Origin of the sequence: Pseudomonas sp. RIT-PI-r, from assembly GCF_001297015.1 — a bacterium.
Classification (GTDB): Bacteria; Pseudomonadota; Gammaproteobacteria; order Pseudomonadales; family Pseudomonadaceae; genus Aquipseudomonas.
In genome coordinates, this window is record NZ_LIGE01000025.1 from 397,637 (window position 1) to 415,815 (window position 18,179).

The following is an 18,179-nucleotide window of genomic DNA, read 5'->3' on the forward strand; positions in this document are numbered from 1 at the left end:
AAAACCAATAACGAGGTCTTTATGAATGCCCCTTTCGATCAGCTGTTCACGTGGCTGAAAGATCACAAGATTACCGAAGTCGAATGTGTGGTCAGTGACCTGACCGGCATTGCCCGCGGCAAGATCGCACCGACCAACAAGTTCCTGCATGAGCGAGGCATGCGCCTGCCGGAAAGTGTGCTGCTGCAAACGGTAACCGGGGATTTTGTCGACGACGACATCTACTACGACCTGCTCGATCCTGCCGACATCGACATGGTCTGCAAGCCAGTGGCTGACGCGGTCTACGTGATTCCATGGGCGATCGAGCCGACCGCCATCGTCATCCACGACACTTTCGACAAGTTCGGCAACCCGATCGAGCTGTCGCCGCGCAACGTGCTGAAGAAAGTCCTGCAGCTGTACACCGACAAGGGCTGGAAGCCGATTGTTGCGCCGGAAATGGAGTTCTACCTGACCCAACGTTGCGAAGACCCGGACTTGCCGCTGAAGGCACCGCTGGGTCGCTCGGGCCGTGCGGAAAGCGGTCGTCAGTCGTTTTCCATCGATGCCGCCAACGAATTCGATCCGCTGTTCGAAGACGTCTACGACTGGTGCGAACTGCAAGGTCTGGACCTCGACACACTGATCCATGAAGACGGCCCGGCACAGATGGAAATCAATTTCCGTCACGGCGACGCGCTGGATCTGGCCGACCAGATCACCGTGTTCAAACGTACCATGCGTGAGGCGGCGCTCAAGCACAACGTCGCCGCGACGTTCATGGCCAAGCCAATCGGCGATGAGCCGGGCAGCGCCATGCACATTCACCAAAGCGTGGTCGACATCGCCACCGGCAAGCCGGTCTTCGCCAATGACGATGGGCAAATGAGCGAGCTGTTCCTGCACTACATCGGCGGTTTGCAGAAGTACATCCCGAAAGTGCTGCCGATGTTCGCGCCAAACGTTAACTCGTTCCGCCGCTTCCTGCCGGACACCTCGGCACCGGTCAACGTCGAATGGGGCGAAGAAAACCGCACCGTCGGCCTGCGTGTGCCGACCTCAAGCCCTGAAGCCATGCGCGTCGAGAACCGTCTGCCGGGGGCCGACGCCAACCCGTACCTGGCGATCGCGGCGAGTCTGCTCTGCGGTTACATCGGCATGGTCGAAGGCATCGCGCCAAGCGCCGCCGTACAAGGCCGCGCCTACGAACGCCGCAACCTGCGCCTGCCGATCACCATCGAAGAAGCGCTGACGCAAATGGAAGAGTGCGAAACCGTCGCGCAATACCTTGGCGACAAGTTCGTGCGTGGCTATGTCGCGGTGAAGCGTGCCGAGCATGAAAACTTCAAGCGCGTGATCAGCTCGTGGGAGCGTGAGTTCCTGATGCTGAGCGTCTAACCCAAATCTGCACAAATCCCTGTGGGAGCGAGCCTGCTCGCGAAGGCGTCAGCACAGTCACCATTGATGTTGCCTGACCCACCGCTTTCGCGAGCAGGCTCGCTCCCACAAGGGATTAGCGAACCACCTGAGAAATCCAATAAATTTAAGAGGTGTCGAAATGCGTCTGTTGAAAACCATGGTTCCCGCCGCTCTGGCCCTGATGTGCAGCATCGGAGCCCAAGCCCAGCCACAAGTCAGCGTCTACAACTGGACCGACTACATCGGCGAAACCACCCTCGCCGACTTCCAGGCCAAAACCGGAATCAAGGTGATCTACGACGTTTTCGACTCCAACGAAACCCTGGAAGGCAAACTGCTCGCCGGTCGCACTGGCTACGACGTGGTCGTGCCGTCCAACCATTTCCTCGCCCGTCAGGTGAAAGCCGGCGCGTTCCTCAAACTGGATCGCGAGCAACTGCCGAACTTCAAGAACCTTGATCCGAAGCTGCTTGAACTGCTGGAGAAAAATGACCCGGGCAACGCGCACTCGGTGCCGTACCTGTGGGGCACCAACGGCATCGGCTACAACGTCGACAAGGTCAAGCAAGTGCTGGGCATCGACCACATCGATTCCTGGGCCGTGCTGTTCGAGCCTGAGAACCTGAAAAAGCTCAGCCAGTGCGGCGTGTCGATGATGGACTCCGCTGACGAAGTCTTTCCCGCCGTGCTCAATTACATGGGCATGGACCCGCGCAGCGAGAACCCGGAAGACTTCAAGAAAGCCGAAGCCAAACTGCTGAGCATCCGTCCGTACATCACCTACTTCCACTCGTCGAAATACGTGTCGGATCTGGCCAACGGCGATATCTGCGTCGCCTTCGGTTACTCCGGCGACGTGTTCCAGGCCGCCAACCGCGCCAAGGAAGCCAAGAACGGCGTGAACATCGCTTACGCCATTCCGAAAGAAGGCGCCAACCTCTGGTTCGATCTGTTGGCCATCCCCGCTGACGCCAGCAACACCAAAGAAGCCCACGCCTTCATTAATTACCTGCTCGATCCACAAGTGATCGCCAAGGTCAGCGCGTCCGTCGGTTACGCCAACCCGAACCCGGCCGCCAAGCAGTACATGGATCAGGACTTGGTCAACAACCCTGAGGTTTACCCGCCTCAAGAAGTCCTCGACAAGCTCTACATCTCTACTACCCCGCCCCAAGCGATCATGCGTCTGATGACCCGGTCCTGGAGCAAAGTGAAGTCGAACAAATGAATCAGTACACCCAGGAACATGCCCGTTCGTATTACGCAGCGTCAGCGCGGGCGACCACACCGTATCCAACGCTGGACGGTGATCTGACTGCCGATGTCTGCGTGATCGGCGGCGGGTTCACCGGGGTCAACACCGCCATCGAACTGGCTCAGCGCGGGCTCTCGGTGATTTTGCTCGAGGCGCGGCGCATCGGCTGGGGCGCCAGCGGGCGCAATGGCGGGCAGTTGATTCGCGGCATCGGTCATGACGTCGACGGATTCGCCAAGTATGTCGGTCAGGAAGGCGTGCGTTACTTGCAGCGCGCCGGCATCGATTCGGTGGAGCTGGTACGCCAGCGCATCGGCGACAACGGCATCGAGTGCGACCTGAGCTGGGGCTTCTGCGATCTGGCGAACACCAAGGCGCAGTTCGATGCTTTCAAGGACGAACGGCTTGACCTCGCTGAACTCGGCTACGCCCACGAAACCCGCCTGATCGGCCCTGAGCAGATTCGCCAGCAAGTGGTGAACTCCGACATTTATGCCGGTGGCCTGGTCGACATGGGCTCCGGCCACCTGCACCCGCTGGATCTGGTGCAAGGCGAGGCGCGTCTGGCGGCAGCGCTGGGCGTGCAGATCTTCGAGCAAAGTCAGGTGTTGGAAATTATCCACGGCGCGACGGTGCAGGTGCGCTGCGCCCATGGCACAGTGCGTGCCGGCAGCCTGGTGCTCGGCTGCAATGCGCATCTGGATGAACTCGAACAACAACTCAGTGGCAAAGTGCTGCCGGCCGGCAGTTACATCATCGCCACCGAACCGTTGTCCGAGGCGCGCGCCGCGCAATTGATTCCGCACAATCTGGCAGTGTGCGACCAGAAAGTCGGCCTCGATTATTACCGGCTCTCGGCCGATCGGCGCTTGTTGTTCGGCGGTGCCTGCCACTACTCCGGGCGCGATCCAGCGGACATCGCCGCCTACATGCGCCCGAAGATGCTCAAGGTGTTCCCGCAACTGGCCGACGTGCGCGTCGATTACCAGTGGGGCGGCAAGATCGGCATCACTGCTAACCGCTTTCCGCAGGTCGGTCGGCTCAAGCAACACCCGAACGTGTTCTACGCACAGGGCTATTCCGGGCATGGCCTGAACGTGACGCACTGGTGCGCGAAACTGCTCGGCGAGGCCATTCACGCCGGGCACAGTCAAGGTATGGACGTGTTCAGCGGCGTGCCGCACATGGCCTTCCCCGGCGGCACGGCCCTGCGCTCGCCACTGCTGGCACTGGGGATGTTCTGGTATCGGCTGCGGGAAATGCTCGGTTAAACCCCAAATCCCTGTAGGAGCTGCCGCAGGCTGCGATCTTTTGACCTTGTTTGGAACGCAGAGCGTCCCCGGCTGCGTTCCCACGCAGAGCGTGGGAACGATCAATCAAAAGATCGCAGCCTGCGGCAGCTCCTACAGGGGAATCACGGCGCGTGCGCTATACAGATTTGCTCTATCGCCAAGCACTTCTATATTGATGAGGTGCTTTTGCGTTCCTGACGCTCAGTGCCCAATCAATCGAGGAGGACATGGATGAAGTCGTCAGCCACCGACGAGCCGCGAGCACCTGGCCAGGCCCCAGTCAAAACCCGCCGTTTCGGCATTTCACTTGTATGGATCGTGCCGATTGTCGCCGTGCTGGTGGGCATCTCGCTGGTGGTGCACAACATCCTCCAGGAAGGCCCGACCATCGTGGTCACCTTCAAGACCGGCAGCGGGCTGACGGCGAACAAAACCGAGGTCAAGTACCGCAACGTGGTTGTCGGCCAGGTCACGGATGTCGAGTTGAGCGATGACCAGAAAAGCGTCAACGCCACCATCAAGCTGGCCAAACAGGCCGAAACCTTCACCCGTGAAGACTCACAGTTCTGGGTCGTGCGCCCACGGATCGGCGCTGGCGGTGTTTCCGGCATCGACACCCTGCTCTCCGGCGATTACATCGGTGCCGACATCGGCCAGTCCAATGCCCGCGCCAAGCACTTCAAAGGCCTGGAAAACCCGCCCCCCATTACCTACGGCGAACCCGGCAAGCGTTTCATGCTGCATGCTTCGGACCTCGGATCGCTGGACATCGGCTCCCCCGTTTACTACCGCAAGATTCCGGTTGGCCAAGTCGTCACTTACGCCCTCGACCCCGACGGCAAAGGCGTCAATATCGAAGTGTTCATCCATGCGCCGAACGATGCCTTCGTCACCGAAAACACGCGTTTCTGGAACGCCAGCGGCATCGACGTCAATGTCGGCGCCAACGGCTTTGCGGTGAAGACCGAGTCGCTCTCGACCCTGCTGGTCGGCGGCATCGCCTTCCGTGCCCCGGAATACAGCCCCAACGACGTCGCAGCAGCCGAAGACAAAGGCTTCGAACTGTTTGCCGAACAGAGCACTGCCCTCGCTCCGCCCAACGGCAAGGCGCAATACTTGAGTCTGCGCTTCGACCAATCCCTGCGCGGCCTGAAAGTTGATGCGCCGGTGGAGTTCCTTGGCATGGAGATCGGCCGGGTGGTCGGGATCAATCTGGATTTCGATGCGAAAAAACGCAGCTTCCCGCTCAACGTCGGCATCGTCATTTACCCGCAGCGCCTGGGCATGGCCTACGGCAAAATGCTCACTGCCTTCAAGCATGACCCCAACGACGAAGCGGCCGGGATTCGTCTGATCGGTACCTTTATCGACAATGGCCTGCGTGCGCAGGCCCGCAGCGGCAATCTGCTGACCGGGCAGCTGTACGTTGCCCTGGACTTCTTCCCGAAAGCCGAGAAAGTCGCGTTCGATCCGACGTTGCGCCCGGTGATGATCCCGACCGTGCCGGGCAGCCTTGAGCAACTGCAGGAAAAACTCGAAGCCGTGGTCGACAAGCTCAACAAGCTGCCAGTCGATCGCATTGCCAGCAACCTCGATAGCAACCTGGTCGAACTGCGCAAAGGCCTGACCCAGTTCAACGCGAAGACCTTGCCAGGCGTGCAAAACACCCTCGCCGACGTCAGCAAAACCCTACAGTCCGCCAGCTCGACCCTGGCCGAAGATTCACCGCAACGCGAAAAGCTCACCGAGACCCTCGACGAACTCGGGCGCATGTCGCGCTCCCTGCGTGAACTCTCGGATTACCTTGGTCGCCATCCGGAATCGCTGATTCGCGGTCGCCCAGACAACGCGGCGCCGCTGGACCTGAAAGGACCGCCACGCAATTGAGCACAGGAGCTTAACCATGGCTGTACCGCTGAAAATCACCGTGCTCGCTGCGTGCTTGTTGCTCGGCGCCTGCCGCAGCGACCCGATCAGCTTTCATACGCTGACGCCGGTGCAACTGGGCAGCGCCCGCCCCGGGGCGCAAATCCCGATTGAAGCCATCACCGTACCGCCGCAGGTCGACCGTGCGCAAATCGTTATCCGCCAGGGCAACAGCGGCCTGGCGATTCTGGAAACCGATTGGTGGGGGGCGACACTGGCGGATGAGTTGCGCGGTGCGTTGGCCGATCAACTGAGCAATACCAGTGGCCAAGGCAACGTTTCGGTGCGCATCGAAGTGCAACGCTTCGACTCGATCCCCGGTCAGTACGGCCTGATCGACGCCAAATGGCGCTTGCGGCCCGTCGGCGCCACTGACAATGGCTTGCTGACCTGCCGTTCGACCCTGCAGACACCGTCCGGCCCGACCATCGATGATCTGGTGGGCGCCCAGCAGCACAACGTCAAACGGCTGGCCGAGCAGATCAGTCGGGCGGCAACCGGCAACGCTCGCACCTGCCCTTCCCCGTCCTGACGGGGCCTACAGATCGAAGCGATCCACCGCCCGCCGCCGCTCGTTGTCATCACGCACATCGTAGTTGGCGGTGGTCTGGATGTTGCTGTGGTGCGCCAGCTTCTGCGCGATCGACAGGTCATGTTCTTCGATCACCCGGGTAATAAACGAACGACGGAAATCGTGGGGCATGATCTTCACCCCGACCTGAGTGCCACGCTGACGGGCAATGTAGTAGATCGCGTGTTTGGTGATGCGCTCGCGGGTGATGTGGCTGCCACGGCGGATGCGGTTGAACAGAAAGGTGTCGTCGCGCTCGCCCTCCTTGAGCTGCCCGCGACGAAACTCCAGCCACGCGTCCAGCTTGGCGAACGCCCACTGCGGTGCGTACTTGATCAGTTGCTTGTTGCCCTTGCCGGTGACGGTCAGGCTGCGCTCACTGAAGTCGACCTGATTCAAATCCAGATCCACCGATTCCGATTTGCGCATGCCGGTGCCGTACAACAGCGCAATCACCGCTGCGTCGCGCAGTCCCTGAGGGCGCGGATCGGCGGCGCAGACTTCCATCAGTTCGTGAATCAAGGTGCGCTTCAAATTGCGCCCCTGAGACAAGCGCGTGCCGGCAATGCCTTTGACCGAACGCATCTTCAGCAGATGATCCTGGCTGATCAGACTCATGCGCCAGGCTTCATTCATCACGCCGCGCACAGCATTGACATACAGCGAAGAGGTGTTCGGCGCATAGCCGTCGGCGCGCAACGCAGCCACCAGCGCCACGACGTCTTCGGGTTGCAATCCGTGCCAGGGGATTTCCTCGATGTCGACGTCTTCGAAACCGAGGCGGTCGGCCGCGTCCTGCAAGACATAACGCATGGTCAATTGGCTGGAAGGCGCCAGGCGTGCCAGATAAATCGTCAGCGGATTAGTGGTGGACGGGGTGGATTCAGTACTCGACAAGTCAATCAAACGAAACGGCCTTGAATAGAAAACAGTTCAACAAAACAAACTGAAAGTGCAAAGAAACTTATATAAGGAGCGACTCTTCTGTAGGACTTTTCTATTAAAAGTGCCGATAAACGGAAGAAGTCTGAACGGTGGCTGTATGGCTTACAGATAGACGAATGGCCAACCGTATTTTGATGTTCCTTTCACAAAAAGCGGCATAACCTTAATTACAACAGGTTGCCCCGAAAGGCCTACAACCTGCCGTCCGTGGACTTAAAAGTCAATCAGGCATTCCCCGGCCGGTATCCCAAACCCTTGAAATCCCGTGTTTTTCAGACAATTGGCTGAAGGATGGCTGTCGCCCCGAGGTTCTTATGAGTCAAGCGTTCCTGCCGTTTTCGCGTCCGAGTATCGGCGAAGAGGAAATAACCGCCGTTGCACAAGTATTACGTTCTGGCTGGATTACCACTGGCCCTGAATGTCAGGCACTCGAAGAACAGTTCGGCGCTTATGTCGGTTGCAAACATGCCATAGCACTTTCTTCGGCCACCGGTGGCATGCATATCGCGTTGCTCGCCTTGGGCATTGGCCCGGGCGATGAAGTTATAACGCCTTCGCAAACCTGGGTGTCGACCGCCAACATGATCTCGTTGCTCGGCGCCAAACCGGTGTTCATCGACGTCGACCGTGACACGCTGATGACCGACGCTGCGCGCATCGAAGCGGCGATCACCCCACGCACCAAAGCGATCATCCCGGTGCATTACGCCGGTGCCGCATTCGATCTCGATCCGCTGTATGCGCTGGCCGACAAGCACGGCATCGCCGTCATCGAAGACGCCGCCCACGCCGCTGGCACCCGTTACAAGGGCCGTCACGTTGGCGCGCAAGGCACGGCGATTTTCTCCTTCCACGCGATCAAGAACATGACCTGTGCCGAAGGCGCGATGTTCGTCACCGACGACGAAGCGCTGGCCAGCCGCGTGCGCATGCTCAAGTTCCATGGTCTGGGGGTTGACGCCTACGATCGCCTGACCGGTGGCCGCAAGCCGCAGGCGCAAGTGATGGAACCGGGTTTCAAATACAACCTCGCCGACATCAACGCCGCGATTGCCCTGGTGCAATTGGAGCGTCTGGACGCGATCAACGCCCGCCGCACCGAACTGGCCGCTGCCTACCGGAAAAAACTCGAAGGCCTGCCGGTGCAACCGCTGGCCCTGCCCGCCTACGCGCAACAACACGCTTGGCACCTGTTCATCCTGCGCATCGACAGCGAGCGCTGCGGCATGGACCGCGAAGCTTTCATGAAAGGCTTGCAGGACCAAGGCATCGGCACCGGCATCCATTTCATCGCCACCCACCTGCACACCTGGTATCGCCAGCGTGACCCCGACCTGTACCTGCCCAACACCGAATGGAACTCGGCGCGGCTGTGCTCGATTCCGTTGTTCCCCGACATGACCGATCAGGACCTTGATCGCGTGGTCGGGGCCATCGCCACCCTCATGGATAAACGCCTGTGAAACCCTATCCGATCCGCTGTGTGTCGATCGTCATCCCGGTCTACAACGAACAGGACAGCCTGCCGCAACTGCTGCGCCGTACCGAAGCGGCATGCCGGATGCTGCGTTACGACTATGAAATCGTCCTGATCGACGACGGGAGCCGTGATGACTCTGCCAACCTCCTTGAGGAAGCCGCGACCCGCGAAGACAGTCCATTCGTGGCGGTCATCCTTAACCGCAACTACGGTCAGCACGCGGCGATCATGGCCGGCTTCGAACAGTGCAAAGGCGACGTGGTGATCACCCTCGACGCCGACCTGCAGAACCCGCCAGAAGAAATCCCGCGTCTGATCGCCGAAGCCGAAAAGGGTTACGACGTCGTCGGCACGGTGCGCGGCAATCGTCAGGATTCGGCGTTGCGCCGCTATCCGTCGAAGCTGATCAACCTTGCGGTGCAGCGCTCCACCGGCGTCGCCATGAGCGACTACGGCTGCATGCTCCGCGCTTACCGGCGCACGATCATCGACGCGATGCTCGCCTGCCGTGAACGCAGCACCTTCATTCCGATTCTGGCCAACAGCTTCGCTCGCCACACCACGGAAATCGTCGTTGCCCACGCCGAGCGTGAACACGGCGATTCGAAGTACAGCCCGATGCGCCTGATCAATCTGATGTTCGACTTGATCACCTGCATGACTACCACCCCGTTGCGCTTGCTGAGCATTGTCGGCTTCGCCATGGCCGGGCTCGGCGTGTTGTTCGCCGCCGCACTGATCGTGCTGCGCCTGGTGTTCGGTGCCGGCTGGGCAGGTGACGGCATGTTCGTGCTGTTCGCTGTGCTGTTCGTGTTCACCGGTGGCCAGTTCATCGGCATGGGCCTGCTCGGCGAATACCTCGGGCGCATGTACAGCGACGTGCGTGCCCGCCCGCGTTTCTTCGTTGAAAAAGTCTTGCGCGGCCAACCCGCCATGCCGCCGCGCGCCATCACCGTCGACGGTCTCTCCTCCTCCAATGATCAGGTTCTCTCATGAGCGCAAAAACTGTTGTATTCGCTTATCACGATATCGGCTGCGCCGGCGTTCAAGCCCTGCTCGACAGTGGCTATGACATTGCCGCGGTATTCACTCACGCCGATGATCCGAAAGAGAACGCGTTCTACGGATCGGTTGCGCAATTGTGCGCCGCCAAGGGCATCCCGGTGCACGCGCCGGAAGACGTCAACCACCCACTGTGGATCGAGCGGATTGCCAAGCTCAATCCGGACTACGTGTTCTCGTTCTACTACCGCAACCTGCTGAGCGAATCGTTGCTGGCCACCGCAAAACACGGCGCGTTCAACCTGCACGGCTCGTTGCTGCCGCGCTACCGTGGCCGTGCCCCGGCGAACTGGGTGCTGGTCAACGGTGAAACTGAAACCGGTGTCACCCTGCACCGCATGGTCAAACGTGCCGATGCCGGCGCCATCGTTGCCCAGCAACCCGTGACCATCGAGCGCAGCGACACCGCGCTGAGCCTGCACGGCAAACTGCGCATCGCCGCCACCGATCTGCTGCGCGACACCTTGCCAGCGATGCTGCAAGGCAAGACCAGCGAAACCCCGCAGGACGAATCGAAAGCCAGCGTATACGGTCGTCGTACGCCGGCGGACGGCAAGCTGCTTTGGTCAAAACCTGCCGAGCAGCTGTTCAATCTGGTCCGCGCCGTCACCCAACCGTATCCGGGTGCGTTCTGCGCCGTCGGCGAACACAAGTTGATCGTCTGGAGCGCGGAAGTCGTCAAAGGCAATGACAGTCAGGCGCCGGGCCGGGTGATCAGCGTCGATCCGCTGCGCATTGCTTGCGGTGAAGATTCGCTGGTGATCCTCTCCGGTCAACGCAACGACACCGGTCTGTTCCTCAGCGGCCCGCAACTGGCCAATGAGCTGGGTCTGGTCGACGGCTCGCTGCTGCGCGGCGCTGAATCCGGTCGTGCGCCGCGTCGTACCCGAGTGTTGATCCTTGGGGTCAACGGTTTTATCGGCAATCACCTGTCAGAGCGCCTGCTGCGTGATGACCGTTACGAAGTCTATGGCCTGGACATCGGTTCCGACGCCATCGACCGCCTGCGCAGCCATCCGCACTTCCACTACGTCGAAGGCGACATCAGCATTCACTCCGAGTGGATCGAGTACCACATCAAGAAGTGCGATGTGGTCCTGCCGCTGGTGGCCATCGCCACGCCGATCGAATACACCCGCAACCCGCTGCGCGTGTTCGAGCTCGACTTCGAAGAAAATCTGAAACTGGTGCGTTACTGCGTCAAGTACAACAAGCGCGTGATCTTCCCGTCGACCTCGGAAGTCTATGGGATGTGCCAGGACAAGCATTTCGACGAAGACACCTCCAACCTGGTGGTCGGCCCGATCAACAAGCAGCGCTGGATTTACTCGGTGTCCAAGCAGTTGCTGGACCGGGTTATCTGGGCCTACGGCGCCAAGGGCCTGAATTTCACCCTGTTCCGTCCTTTCAATTGGATGGGCCCGCGTCTCGATCGACTCGATTCGGCCCGCATCGGCAGCTCCCGCGCCATCACCCAATTGATCCTCAATCTGGTCGAAGGCACGCCAATCCGCCTGTTCGACGGTGGCGAGCAGAAGCGCTGTTTCACTGACATCGCTGACGGTGTCGAGGCACTGGCGCGGATCATCGACAACGACAACGACGTCTGCAACGGTCAGATCATCAACATTGGCAACCCGGACAACGAGGCCAGTATTCGTCAACTGGGCGAAGAGCTGTTGCGCCAGTTCGAAGCGCATCCGCTGCGCAGCAACTTCCCGCCGTTCGCCGGTTTCCGCGACGTCGAGAGCAAGGCGTTCTATGGCGCCGGTTATCAGGACGTCGAGCACCGCAAGCCAAGCATCGCCAACGCCAAGCGCCTGCTCGACTGGACGCCGACCGTGGAAATGCGCGAGACCATTGGCAATACGCTGGATTTCTTCTTGCGCGAGGCGATGCTCGAACAAGCGGAGCTCTCTAACAAAGAGGCAGGTTGATGCAGGCCGGACTACGCATCGACGTCGACACCTTTCGCGGCACCCGTGAAGGTGTGCCGCGCTTGCTGGAAATGCTCGACGAGGCGCAGATCAAGGCAACGTTTTTCTTCAGTGTCGGCCCCGACAACATGGGCCGGCATCTGTGGCGCCTGATCCGCCAACAGTTTCTCTGGAAGATGCTCCGTTCCAACGCCGCCGGCCTGTATGGCTGGGACATTCTGCTGGCCGGCACCGCGTGGCCGGGTAAACCGATTGGCCGTGATCTCGGGCACCTGATGCGTCAGGCCCGCGATGCCGGTCATGAGGTTGGCCTGCATGCGTGGGATCACCACGGCTGGCAAGCCAACGCCGGGCGCTGGAGCAACGAACAACTGATTGAGCAGATCCGTCAGGGCGTCGACACCTTGAGCGACATTCTCGGCGCGAAAGTCGAGTGTTCGGCCGCCGCCGGCTGGCGTGCCGACGAGCGCGTGATCGAGGCCAAGCAAGCCTTCGGCTTTCGCTACAACAGCGATTGCCGGGGCTCGCGGCTGTTTCGTCCGATGCTGGCCGACGGCACGCCGGGCACGCCGCAGATTCCGGTGGACCTGCCGACCTTCGATGAAGTCGTCGGCCCCATCGTTGCGGCGCGGGATTTCAACGGTTTCATTCTCGATCACTTCCGTGCGCAACAGCTCAACGTCTACACCATTCATGCCGAGGTCGAAGGGATTCTGATGGCTGAAGAATTTCGTCAACTGCTGGCCGCTGCGCGTCAGCGCCACATCGACTTCACTCCGCTGGGCGATTTGTTGCCCGAGTTCTTCAACACCTTGCCCGTGGGCCGCGTGCAACGTGGCGCGCTCGATGGTCGTGAAGGCTGGCTGGGAGTGCAAGGCGCATGACCAAACGCTGGGCATTGCCGTTGCTCTTGCTGGGAATCGGTCTGCTGGCTTACCTGCTGCCACTGGGTACGCATGGCCTGTGGATTCCCGATGAATCTCGCTACGCGCAGATCAGCCAGGACATGCTGCTGAGCGGCAACTGGGTGTCGCCGCACTTCATGAGCCTGCGCTATTTCGAGAAGCCGATTGCCGGCTACTGGATGATTGCACTCGGGCAAGAGTTGTTCGGGCAAAACCTGTTTGGCGTACGCTTCGCCTCGGCACTGAGCACCGGGTTGAGCGTGTTGCTGTGCTATCTGATCGCCCGGCGCTTGTGGAACGAGCCGCACAAAAGCTTTGTTTGCGCGCTGCTCTACATGAGCTTCACCATCGTTGCCGGTCAGGCCGGTTACGCCAACCTCGATCCGCAATTCACCTTCTGGGTCAACCTGAGTCTGGTGGCGCTGTGGTTTGCCGTCGACAGTCAAACCAGCGGCAAGCGAATGGTTGCCTGGGCAGTGCTGGGGCTGGCCTGCGGCATGGGTTTCATGACCAAGGGTTTTCTCGCCTGGCTGCTGCCCGTGCTGATCGCCTTGCCGTGGATGCTTTGGCAAAAACGCTGGCGTGAACTGCTGATGTACGGCCCGGTGGCGATTGCCATCGCAATCGTCGTCAGCTTGCCGTGGGTGCTCTCGGTGCATGCGCAGGAGCCGGACTACTGGCGGTTCTTCTTCTGGCATGAACACATCCGCCGCTTTGCCGGTGACGATGCCCAGCATGATGCGCCGTGGTGGTTCTACTTGCCGCTGCTGGTGGCGTTCAGTTTGCCGTGGGCGGGATTGCTGCCGACTTCATTCAAACAAGCCTGGCAGACCCGAACTCAGCCCAAAGTCGTGTTTTTGCTGCTGTGGCTGCTGATGCCGCTGCTGTTCTTCAGCCTGAGCAACGGCAAATTGCCGACCTACATCCTGCCGTGCCTGCTGCCGCTGGCGTTGCTGCTCGGCAATGCGCTGGCCGACCGCTTGCGTCTGGAACAAGGTCGGGCGCTGAGCATCAATGGTGTGCTCAATCTGCTGCTGGGCATCGTCACGCTGATTGCGCTGGTGTATCTGCAACTGACCAAACCGGTGTACGACCACGAACTGCACAGCATGGTGCTGGTGTTCATTGCCTTGATCGGCTGGATCATCGCCAACCTGCTGCAAGCCTTCCTGCCGCTGCAATGCTGGGCGGCGCCGGCGCTGGGCAGCCTGTTGCTGATCGCCGTTTTGCCGGCAGCGATGCCCAGATCAGTGGTCGCCAACAAGATGCCGGATCAGTTCATCAAGCATCACCTCACCGAGCTGGCACAGACCGACCACCTGCTGAGCAACGACCTGGGCGCGGCGTCGGCGCTGGCCTGGCGTCTGAAAACACCGCAAGTCGCGTTGTCCAACACGATAGGCGAATTGAAATATGGCCTTGCCTATCCTGACGGCATTCAACAACGGGTTGACTTCGATCAAGTGCAACAGTGGATGCGTGAGGCGCGCCGCAGCGGTTCGGTCGGCGTGGTGATGCGCGTCAAGGGGCAGGACGAACTGGACGAAATCGACAAGTTGCCAAAGGACGGCGTCCGTTTTGAGCAGGGCAACCTGGTGATCATGATCCTGCCGAAGGTGGCGTCATGAGCCTGTTGCTGCTGTTGGCCGCGTGCCTGCTGACCTGCCTTGGCCAAGTGGCGCAAAAGTACGCCGTGGAGAGTTGGCGCGGGGTCGAGTCGACGTGGACCGACAAACTGCGTTCGCCGTGGTTGTGGCTGGCACTGTTCGCCCTCGGTTCAGGCTTGCTGGTGTGGCTTGTGGTGTTGCAGCGCCTGGAAGTCGGCATCGCCTACCCGATGCTCAGCCTCAACTTTGTGCTGATCACCCTGATCGCCCGCTTCGTCTTCCGCGAACCCATCGACCGTCAGCATTGGCTCGGCGTGGCGTTGGTGATCGGCGGCGTGGTTTTGCTGGGGCAGCAGACATGAACAAGCGCCGCGGAATCACTTTCGCCCTCGGCAGCGTTTTGCTGGTCAGCGCCGCGCAACTCGCGATGCGCTGGAGCATGACGCGTCTGCCCGCACCAGAACAATGGCTGCACATCGAAAGCCTCGACCTGCGCGCATCGGCCGTGGTCATTGCGGCGATCTTCGCCTATGCCCTGTCGATGCTCTGCTGGCTCGCCGCCCTGCGCGATCTGCCGCTGGGCCGCGCTTACTCGCTGCTGAGCATCAGCTACGCGCTGGTGTACCTGCTGGCGGCCAGTCTGCCGCTGTTCAACGAATCCTTCAGTTTCAGCAAATCGCTGGGCGTGGCGCTGGTCATGCTCGGGGTCATCACCATCAACACGCGTCCGGCTCGTGCGCCCGCATTCAGGAGTGCTCCATGAAAATCACAGTATTTGGCAGCGGTTACGTCGGTCTGGTGCAGGCGGCTGTGTTGGCCGAGGTCGGCCATGATGTCGTGTGCATGGACGTCGACCAGAAGAAGGTCGACCTGTTGCGCCAGGGCCATGTCAGCATTTTCGAACCGGGGCTGGCCAGCCTGGTGCGCGAAGGTCTCGATTCGAAACGCCTGCAATTCACCACCGATGAAAAACTCGCCGTGCAGCACGCTCGGGTGGCGTTTATTGCCGTCGGTACGCCATCGCGGGAGGACGGCTCGGCGGATCTGCGCTACGTGCTGTCGGTCGGCGACGCGATTGCCCGTCATCGTGAGCAGGCGTTGATCATCGTCGAGAAATCCACGGTGCCGGTGGGCACTGGCGATACGTTGCGCACGCATATCGAAAAGGCCTTGATCAAGGTCGGCCGCCTGCTGCAGTTCGATATCGTCTCCAACCCGGAATTTCTCAAGGAAGGCTCGGCGGTTGCCGATTGCCGGCGTCCGGACCGCATCGTTATCGGTTGTGAAGGTGATGAGGTGCGCGACGTAATGCGCGACCTGTACTCGCCGTTCAACCGCAACCACGACCGCATCATGTTCATGGACCTGCGCAGCGCCGAACTGACCAAGTACGCCGCCAACTGCATGCTGGCGACCAAGATCAGCTTCATCAACCAGATCGCCGAACTCGCCGAACACTTGGGCGCCGACATCGAATCGGTACGCCAGGGCATCGGTGCCGACACGCGCATCGGTTACCACTTCATCTACCCGGGCTGCGGTTATGGCGGCTCGTGCTTCCCCAAAGACATGCGTGCGTTGATCCACAGTGCTGAACAAGCGCACTGCTCCAGCGACTTGCTGCAAGCGGTCGAGGCGATCAACCAGCGGCAGAAACACAAGTTGTTCGAGCGCATCAACGCGTTCTACAAGGGTGATCTGCGCGGCAAGACTTTCGCCCTTTGGGGGCTGGCGTTCAAACCCAACACCGACGACATGCGTGATGCGCCAAGTCGTGTGCTGCTGGAAGAACTGTGGGCGGCCGGTGCCAGCGTGCGCGCCTTCGACCCGGAAGCCATGCAGGAAACCCAGAACCTCTACCCGGACGAATCGAAACTGATGCTGATGGGCACGCCGGAATCGGTACTGCCCGGCGCCGACGCATTGATCATCTGCACCGAATGGCAGCAGTTCAAAGCGCCGGATTTCGATTTGATCAAGCAGCGCCTCAACACCCCGGTGATCTTCGACGGGCGCAATCTGTACGACGCCGAACGTCTGGCGCGCAACGGTTTCCACTACTTCCCGATGGGCCGTGGCGAATCGCGCAAATTGCCGATCCCGCTGCAACAGTGGCCACATGAGTCCGACGTCGCTTGAAGCCTCTTGTAGGAGCTGTCGCAGGCTGCGATCTTTTGATCTTGTTTTTTTGAATCCCGATCAAACGATCGCAGCCTGCGGCAGCTCCTACATGAATATGATCATTCGCCTCGCAAGGCCCGCTGACGCGATGGCCCTGCCCCTCTCCTGATATCAGTACAAATCCCCTGTAGGAGTGAGCCTGCTCGCGATAGCGGTGGGTCAGCCTAACCTATGATGCCTGACACTCTGCTATCGCGAGCAGGCTCACTCCTACAGAGGATTTGTGGTGTGGCGGCTTGACCGGTGATGGTTGCGCGGGGAGGATGACGCACGCCCGCCAAGCATTTGAAATAAGGACATTGACCCTTCGTGGCCACCTATTCGCGCTTCATCCGCCGGTTGATGATCAGCTCGCTGACCGTCGTCATCAGCCGCGCCCTGATCAGCCCGCTACTGACCCTGTTCCTCAGCAACAAGCTCGGCCTCAATCCGCAAGACGTCGGTCTGCTGTTGGGCATCGCGGTATTCAGCGCCACGTTGCTGTCGCTGTACGGGGGTTACATCATCGATCGGCTGGACAAGCGTCAGTTGCTGATACTGACCATGCTCTCCAGCGGCATCGGCCTGATCCTGCTGAGCTTCGCGCAGAATCTGTACCTGGTCACATTGGTGTTGATCATCAGCGAAACGGCGTCGGCGCTGTTCCTCATCTGCTCCAAAGCCATCCTCAGTGAAAACCTGCCGGTGGGCCAGCGGGTCAAGGCGTTTTCCCTCAACTACACGCTGACCAACATCGGTTACGCCGTCGGCCCGATGATCGGCGTGGTGATTGCCGGTATCCAGCCTTCGGCGCCGTTTATCGTCGCCGGCGCGATTGCCATTGGCAGCATTTTTCTGCTGGTGGGCGCAGCGAACGAGCCTAATCCGATCGCCCCGGTCGGCCAGCCGCAAAGCTTTCTGAACACCCTGATCATCCTGAAAAACGACCGCACGATGATCCTGTTTACCCTGGGCTGCCTGCTCAGCACGCTGGTGCACGGGCGCTTCACCCTGTACCTGTCGCAATACCTGTTGGCCACCCACACCCAGCAACAAACGCTCGACACCATGGCCGCCCTGCTCGCCTGCAACGCGATCACGGTCATCCTCTTGCAATACCAGATCGGCCGATTCCTCAAGCGCGAACACTTGCGCCAGTGGATCGCCGGCGGCACCGCGCTGTTCATCCTCGGGCTGATCGGCTTCAGCATGGCCGACAGCCTCATCGGCTGGTGCGTGGCGATGTTCATCTTCACCCTCGGCGAGATGATCATTTACCCGGCGGATTTCCTCTTCGTCGACACGCTCGCCCCCGAGGAACTGCGCGGCAGTTACTACGGTGCGCAGAATCTGGCGGCACTCGGCGGTGCTGCAAGCCCGGTAATGTGCGGGTTTCTGCTGATGCACACGCCGGCGCCGATGATGTTCTACGCCTTGAGCGCATTGGCGGCGGTCGGCGGCTATTTGTGTGTCGCCAGCGGTCGCCGCGCGGCTTCAGTGCAATAATAATGCACTCAAACTGCATTTATATGAATTTGTCAGCATCGAGATTGAACGGCACACTGTGTGCGTTCCTCCCCCAATGTTGGAACACTTCGAGGGCTTTCCGGATATGCCGGACAAGTCCTTTTTTTTGCC

General features: G+C 60.3%; 15 protein-coding genes. 14 read left to right on the forward strand and 1 reads right to left on the reverse strand.

Features of this window, described 5'->3' with window-relative positions:
- Positions 1-21: 21 nt before the first annotated feature.
- The 5 genes from AK821_RS13655 to AK821_RS13675 all read left to right on the forward strand — a co-directional run bounded on the left by AK821_RS13655 (position 22) and on the right by AK821_RS13675 (position 6,406).
- Entirely contained in the window at positions 22-1,380 is a 1,359-nt protein-coding gene (locus AK821_RS13655) for a glutamine synthetase family protein (RefSeq protein ID WP_064390134.1), read from the forward strand.
- 160 nt (positions 1,381-1,540) lie between these two features.
- Positions 1,541-2,629 (forward strand): polyamine ABC transporter substrate-binding protein, encoded by a 1,089-nt coding sequence (locus AK821_RS13660; RefSeq protein WP_064390135.1) that lies wholly within the window; start codon positions 1,541-1,543, stop codon positions 2,627-2,629.
- Positions 2,626-3,927: an NAD(P)/FAD-dependent oxidoreductase gene (locus AK821_RS13665; protein ID WP_064390136.1), complete on the forward strand. Its 1,302-nt coding sequence runs from the start codon at positions 2,626-2,628 to the stop codon at positions 3,925-3,927. Before AK821_RS13660 ends, AK821_RS13665 begins: the two co-directional genes overlap by 4 nt.
- A 252-nt stretch (positions 3,928-4,179) precedes the next feature.
- Positions 4,180-5,835 carry a PqiB family protein gene (locus tag AK821_RS13670; protein ID WP_064390137.1) on the forward strand — a complete coding sequence of 552 codons (1,656 nt, stop codon included), beginning with the start codon at positions 4,180-4,182 and terminating at the stop codon, positions 5,833-5,835.
- 16 nt (positions 5,836-5,851) lie between these two features.
- A complete protein-coding gene (locus AK821_RS13675; protein ID WP_064390138.1) occupies positions 5,852-6,406 on the forward strand; it encodes a PqiC family protein in 555 nt (184 codons plus the stop codon).
- Between the two features lie 6 nt (positions 6,407-6,412).
- Here the strand turns inward: AK821_RS13675 and AK821_RS13680 are convergent, their stop codons facing one another.
- On the reverse strand, positions 6,413-7,258 hold the full coding sequence (locus tag AK821_RS13680) for a site-specific integrase (protein ID WP_236708317.1): 846 nt from the start codon (positions 7,256-7,258) through the stop codon (positions 6,413-6,415).
- Positions 7,259-7,704: 446 nt separating this feature from the next.
- Here AK821_RS13680 and arnB point away from each other — a divergent pair, with 446 nt between their 5' ends.
- The 9 genes from arnB (at position 7,705) to AK821_RS13725 (ending at position 18,047) form a co-directional block, all read left to right on the forward strand.
- Positions 7,705-8,853, forward strand: coding sequence for a UDP-4-amino-4-deoxy-L-arabinose aminotransferase (arnB, locus tag AK821_RS13685; RefSeq protein WP_064390140.1), 1,149 nt, complete (start codon positions 7,705-7,707; stop codon positions 8,851-8,853).
- Positions 8,850-9,866, forward strand: a complete 1,017-nt coding sequence (gene arnC / locus AK821_RS13690) for an undecaprenyl-phosphate 4-deoxy-4-formamido-L-arabinose transferase (protein ID WP_064390142.1) — start codon at positions 8,850-8,852, stop codon at positions 9,864-9,866. The genes arnB and arnC overlap by 4 nt, the downstream gene beginning before the upstream one ends.
- Entirely contained in the window at positions 9,863-11,869 is a 2,007-nt protein-coding gene (gene arnA, locus AK821_RS13695; RefSeq protein ID WP_064390144.1) for a bifunctional UDP-4-amino-4-deoxy-L-arabinose formyltransferase/UDP-glucuronic acid oxidase ArnA, read from the forward strand. The genes arnC and arnA overlap by 4 nt, the downstream gene beginning before the upstream one ends.
- A complete protein-coding gene (gene arnD / locus AK821_RS13700) occupies positions 11,869-12,753 on the forward strand; it encodes a 4-deoxy-4-formamido-L-arabinose-phosphoundecaprenol deformylase (protein WP_064390146.1) in 885 nt (294 codons plus the stop codon). Before arnA ends, arnD begins: the two co-directional genes overlap by 1 nt.
- The gene (arnT, locus tag AK821_RS13705; RefSeq protein ID WP_064390148.1) at positions 12,750-14,402 is read left to right on the forward strand and encodes a lipid IV(A) 4-amino-4-deoxy-L-arabinosyltransferase; all 1,653 of its coding nucleotides are present in this window, start codon (positions 12,750-12,752) and stop codon (positions 14,400-14,402) included. Before arnD ends, arnT begins: the two co-directional genes overlap by 4 nt.
- The gene (gene arnE / locus AK821_RS13710) at positions 14,399-14,743 is read left to right on the forward strand and encodes a 4-amino-4-deoxy-L-arabinose-phosphoundecaprenol flippase subunit ArnE (protein ID WP_064390150.1); all 345 of its coding nucleotides are present in this window, start codon (positions 14,399-14,401) and stop codon (positions 14,741-14,743) included. The genes arnT and arnE overlap by 4 nt, the downstream gene beginning before the upstream one ends.
- Entirely contained in the window at positions 14,740-15,144 is a 405-nt protein-coding gene (gene arnF, locus AK821_RS13715; protein ID WP_064390152.1) for a 4-amino-4-deoxy-L-arabinose-phosphoundecaprenol flippase subunit ArnF, read from the forward strand. The genes arnE and arnF overlap by 4 nt, the downstream gene beginning before the upstream one ends.
- Entirely contained in the window at positions 15,141-16,520 is a 1,380-nt protein-coding gene (locus AK821_RS13720) for a UDP-glucose dehydrogenase family protein (RefSeq protein ID WP_064390154.1), read from the forward strand. The genes arnF and AK821_RS13720 overlap by 4 nt, the downstream gene beginning before the upstream one ends.
- A 351-nt stretch (positions 16,521-16,871) precedes the next feature.
- A complete protein-coding gene (locus tag AK821_RS13725; protein ID WP_064390155.1) occupies positions 16,872-18,047 on the forward strand; it encodes an MFS transporter in 1,176 nt (391 codons plus the stop codon).
- The last annotated feature ends 132 nt before the right edge of the window (positions 18,048-18,179 follow it).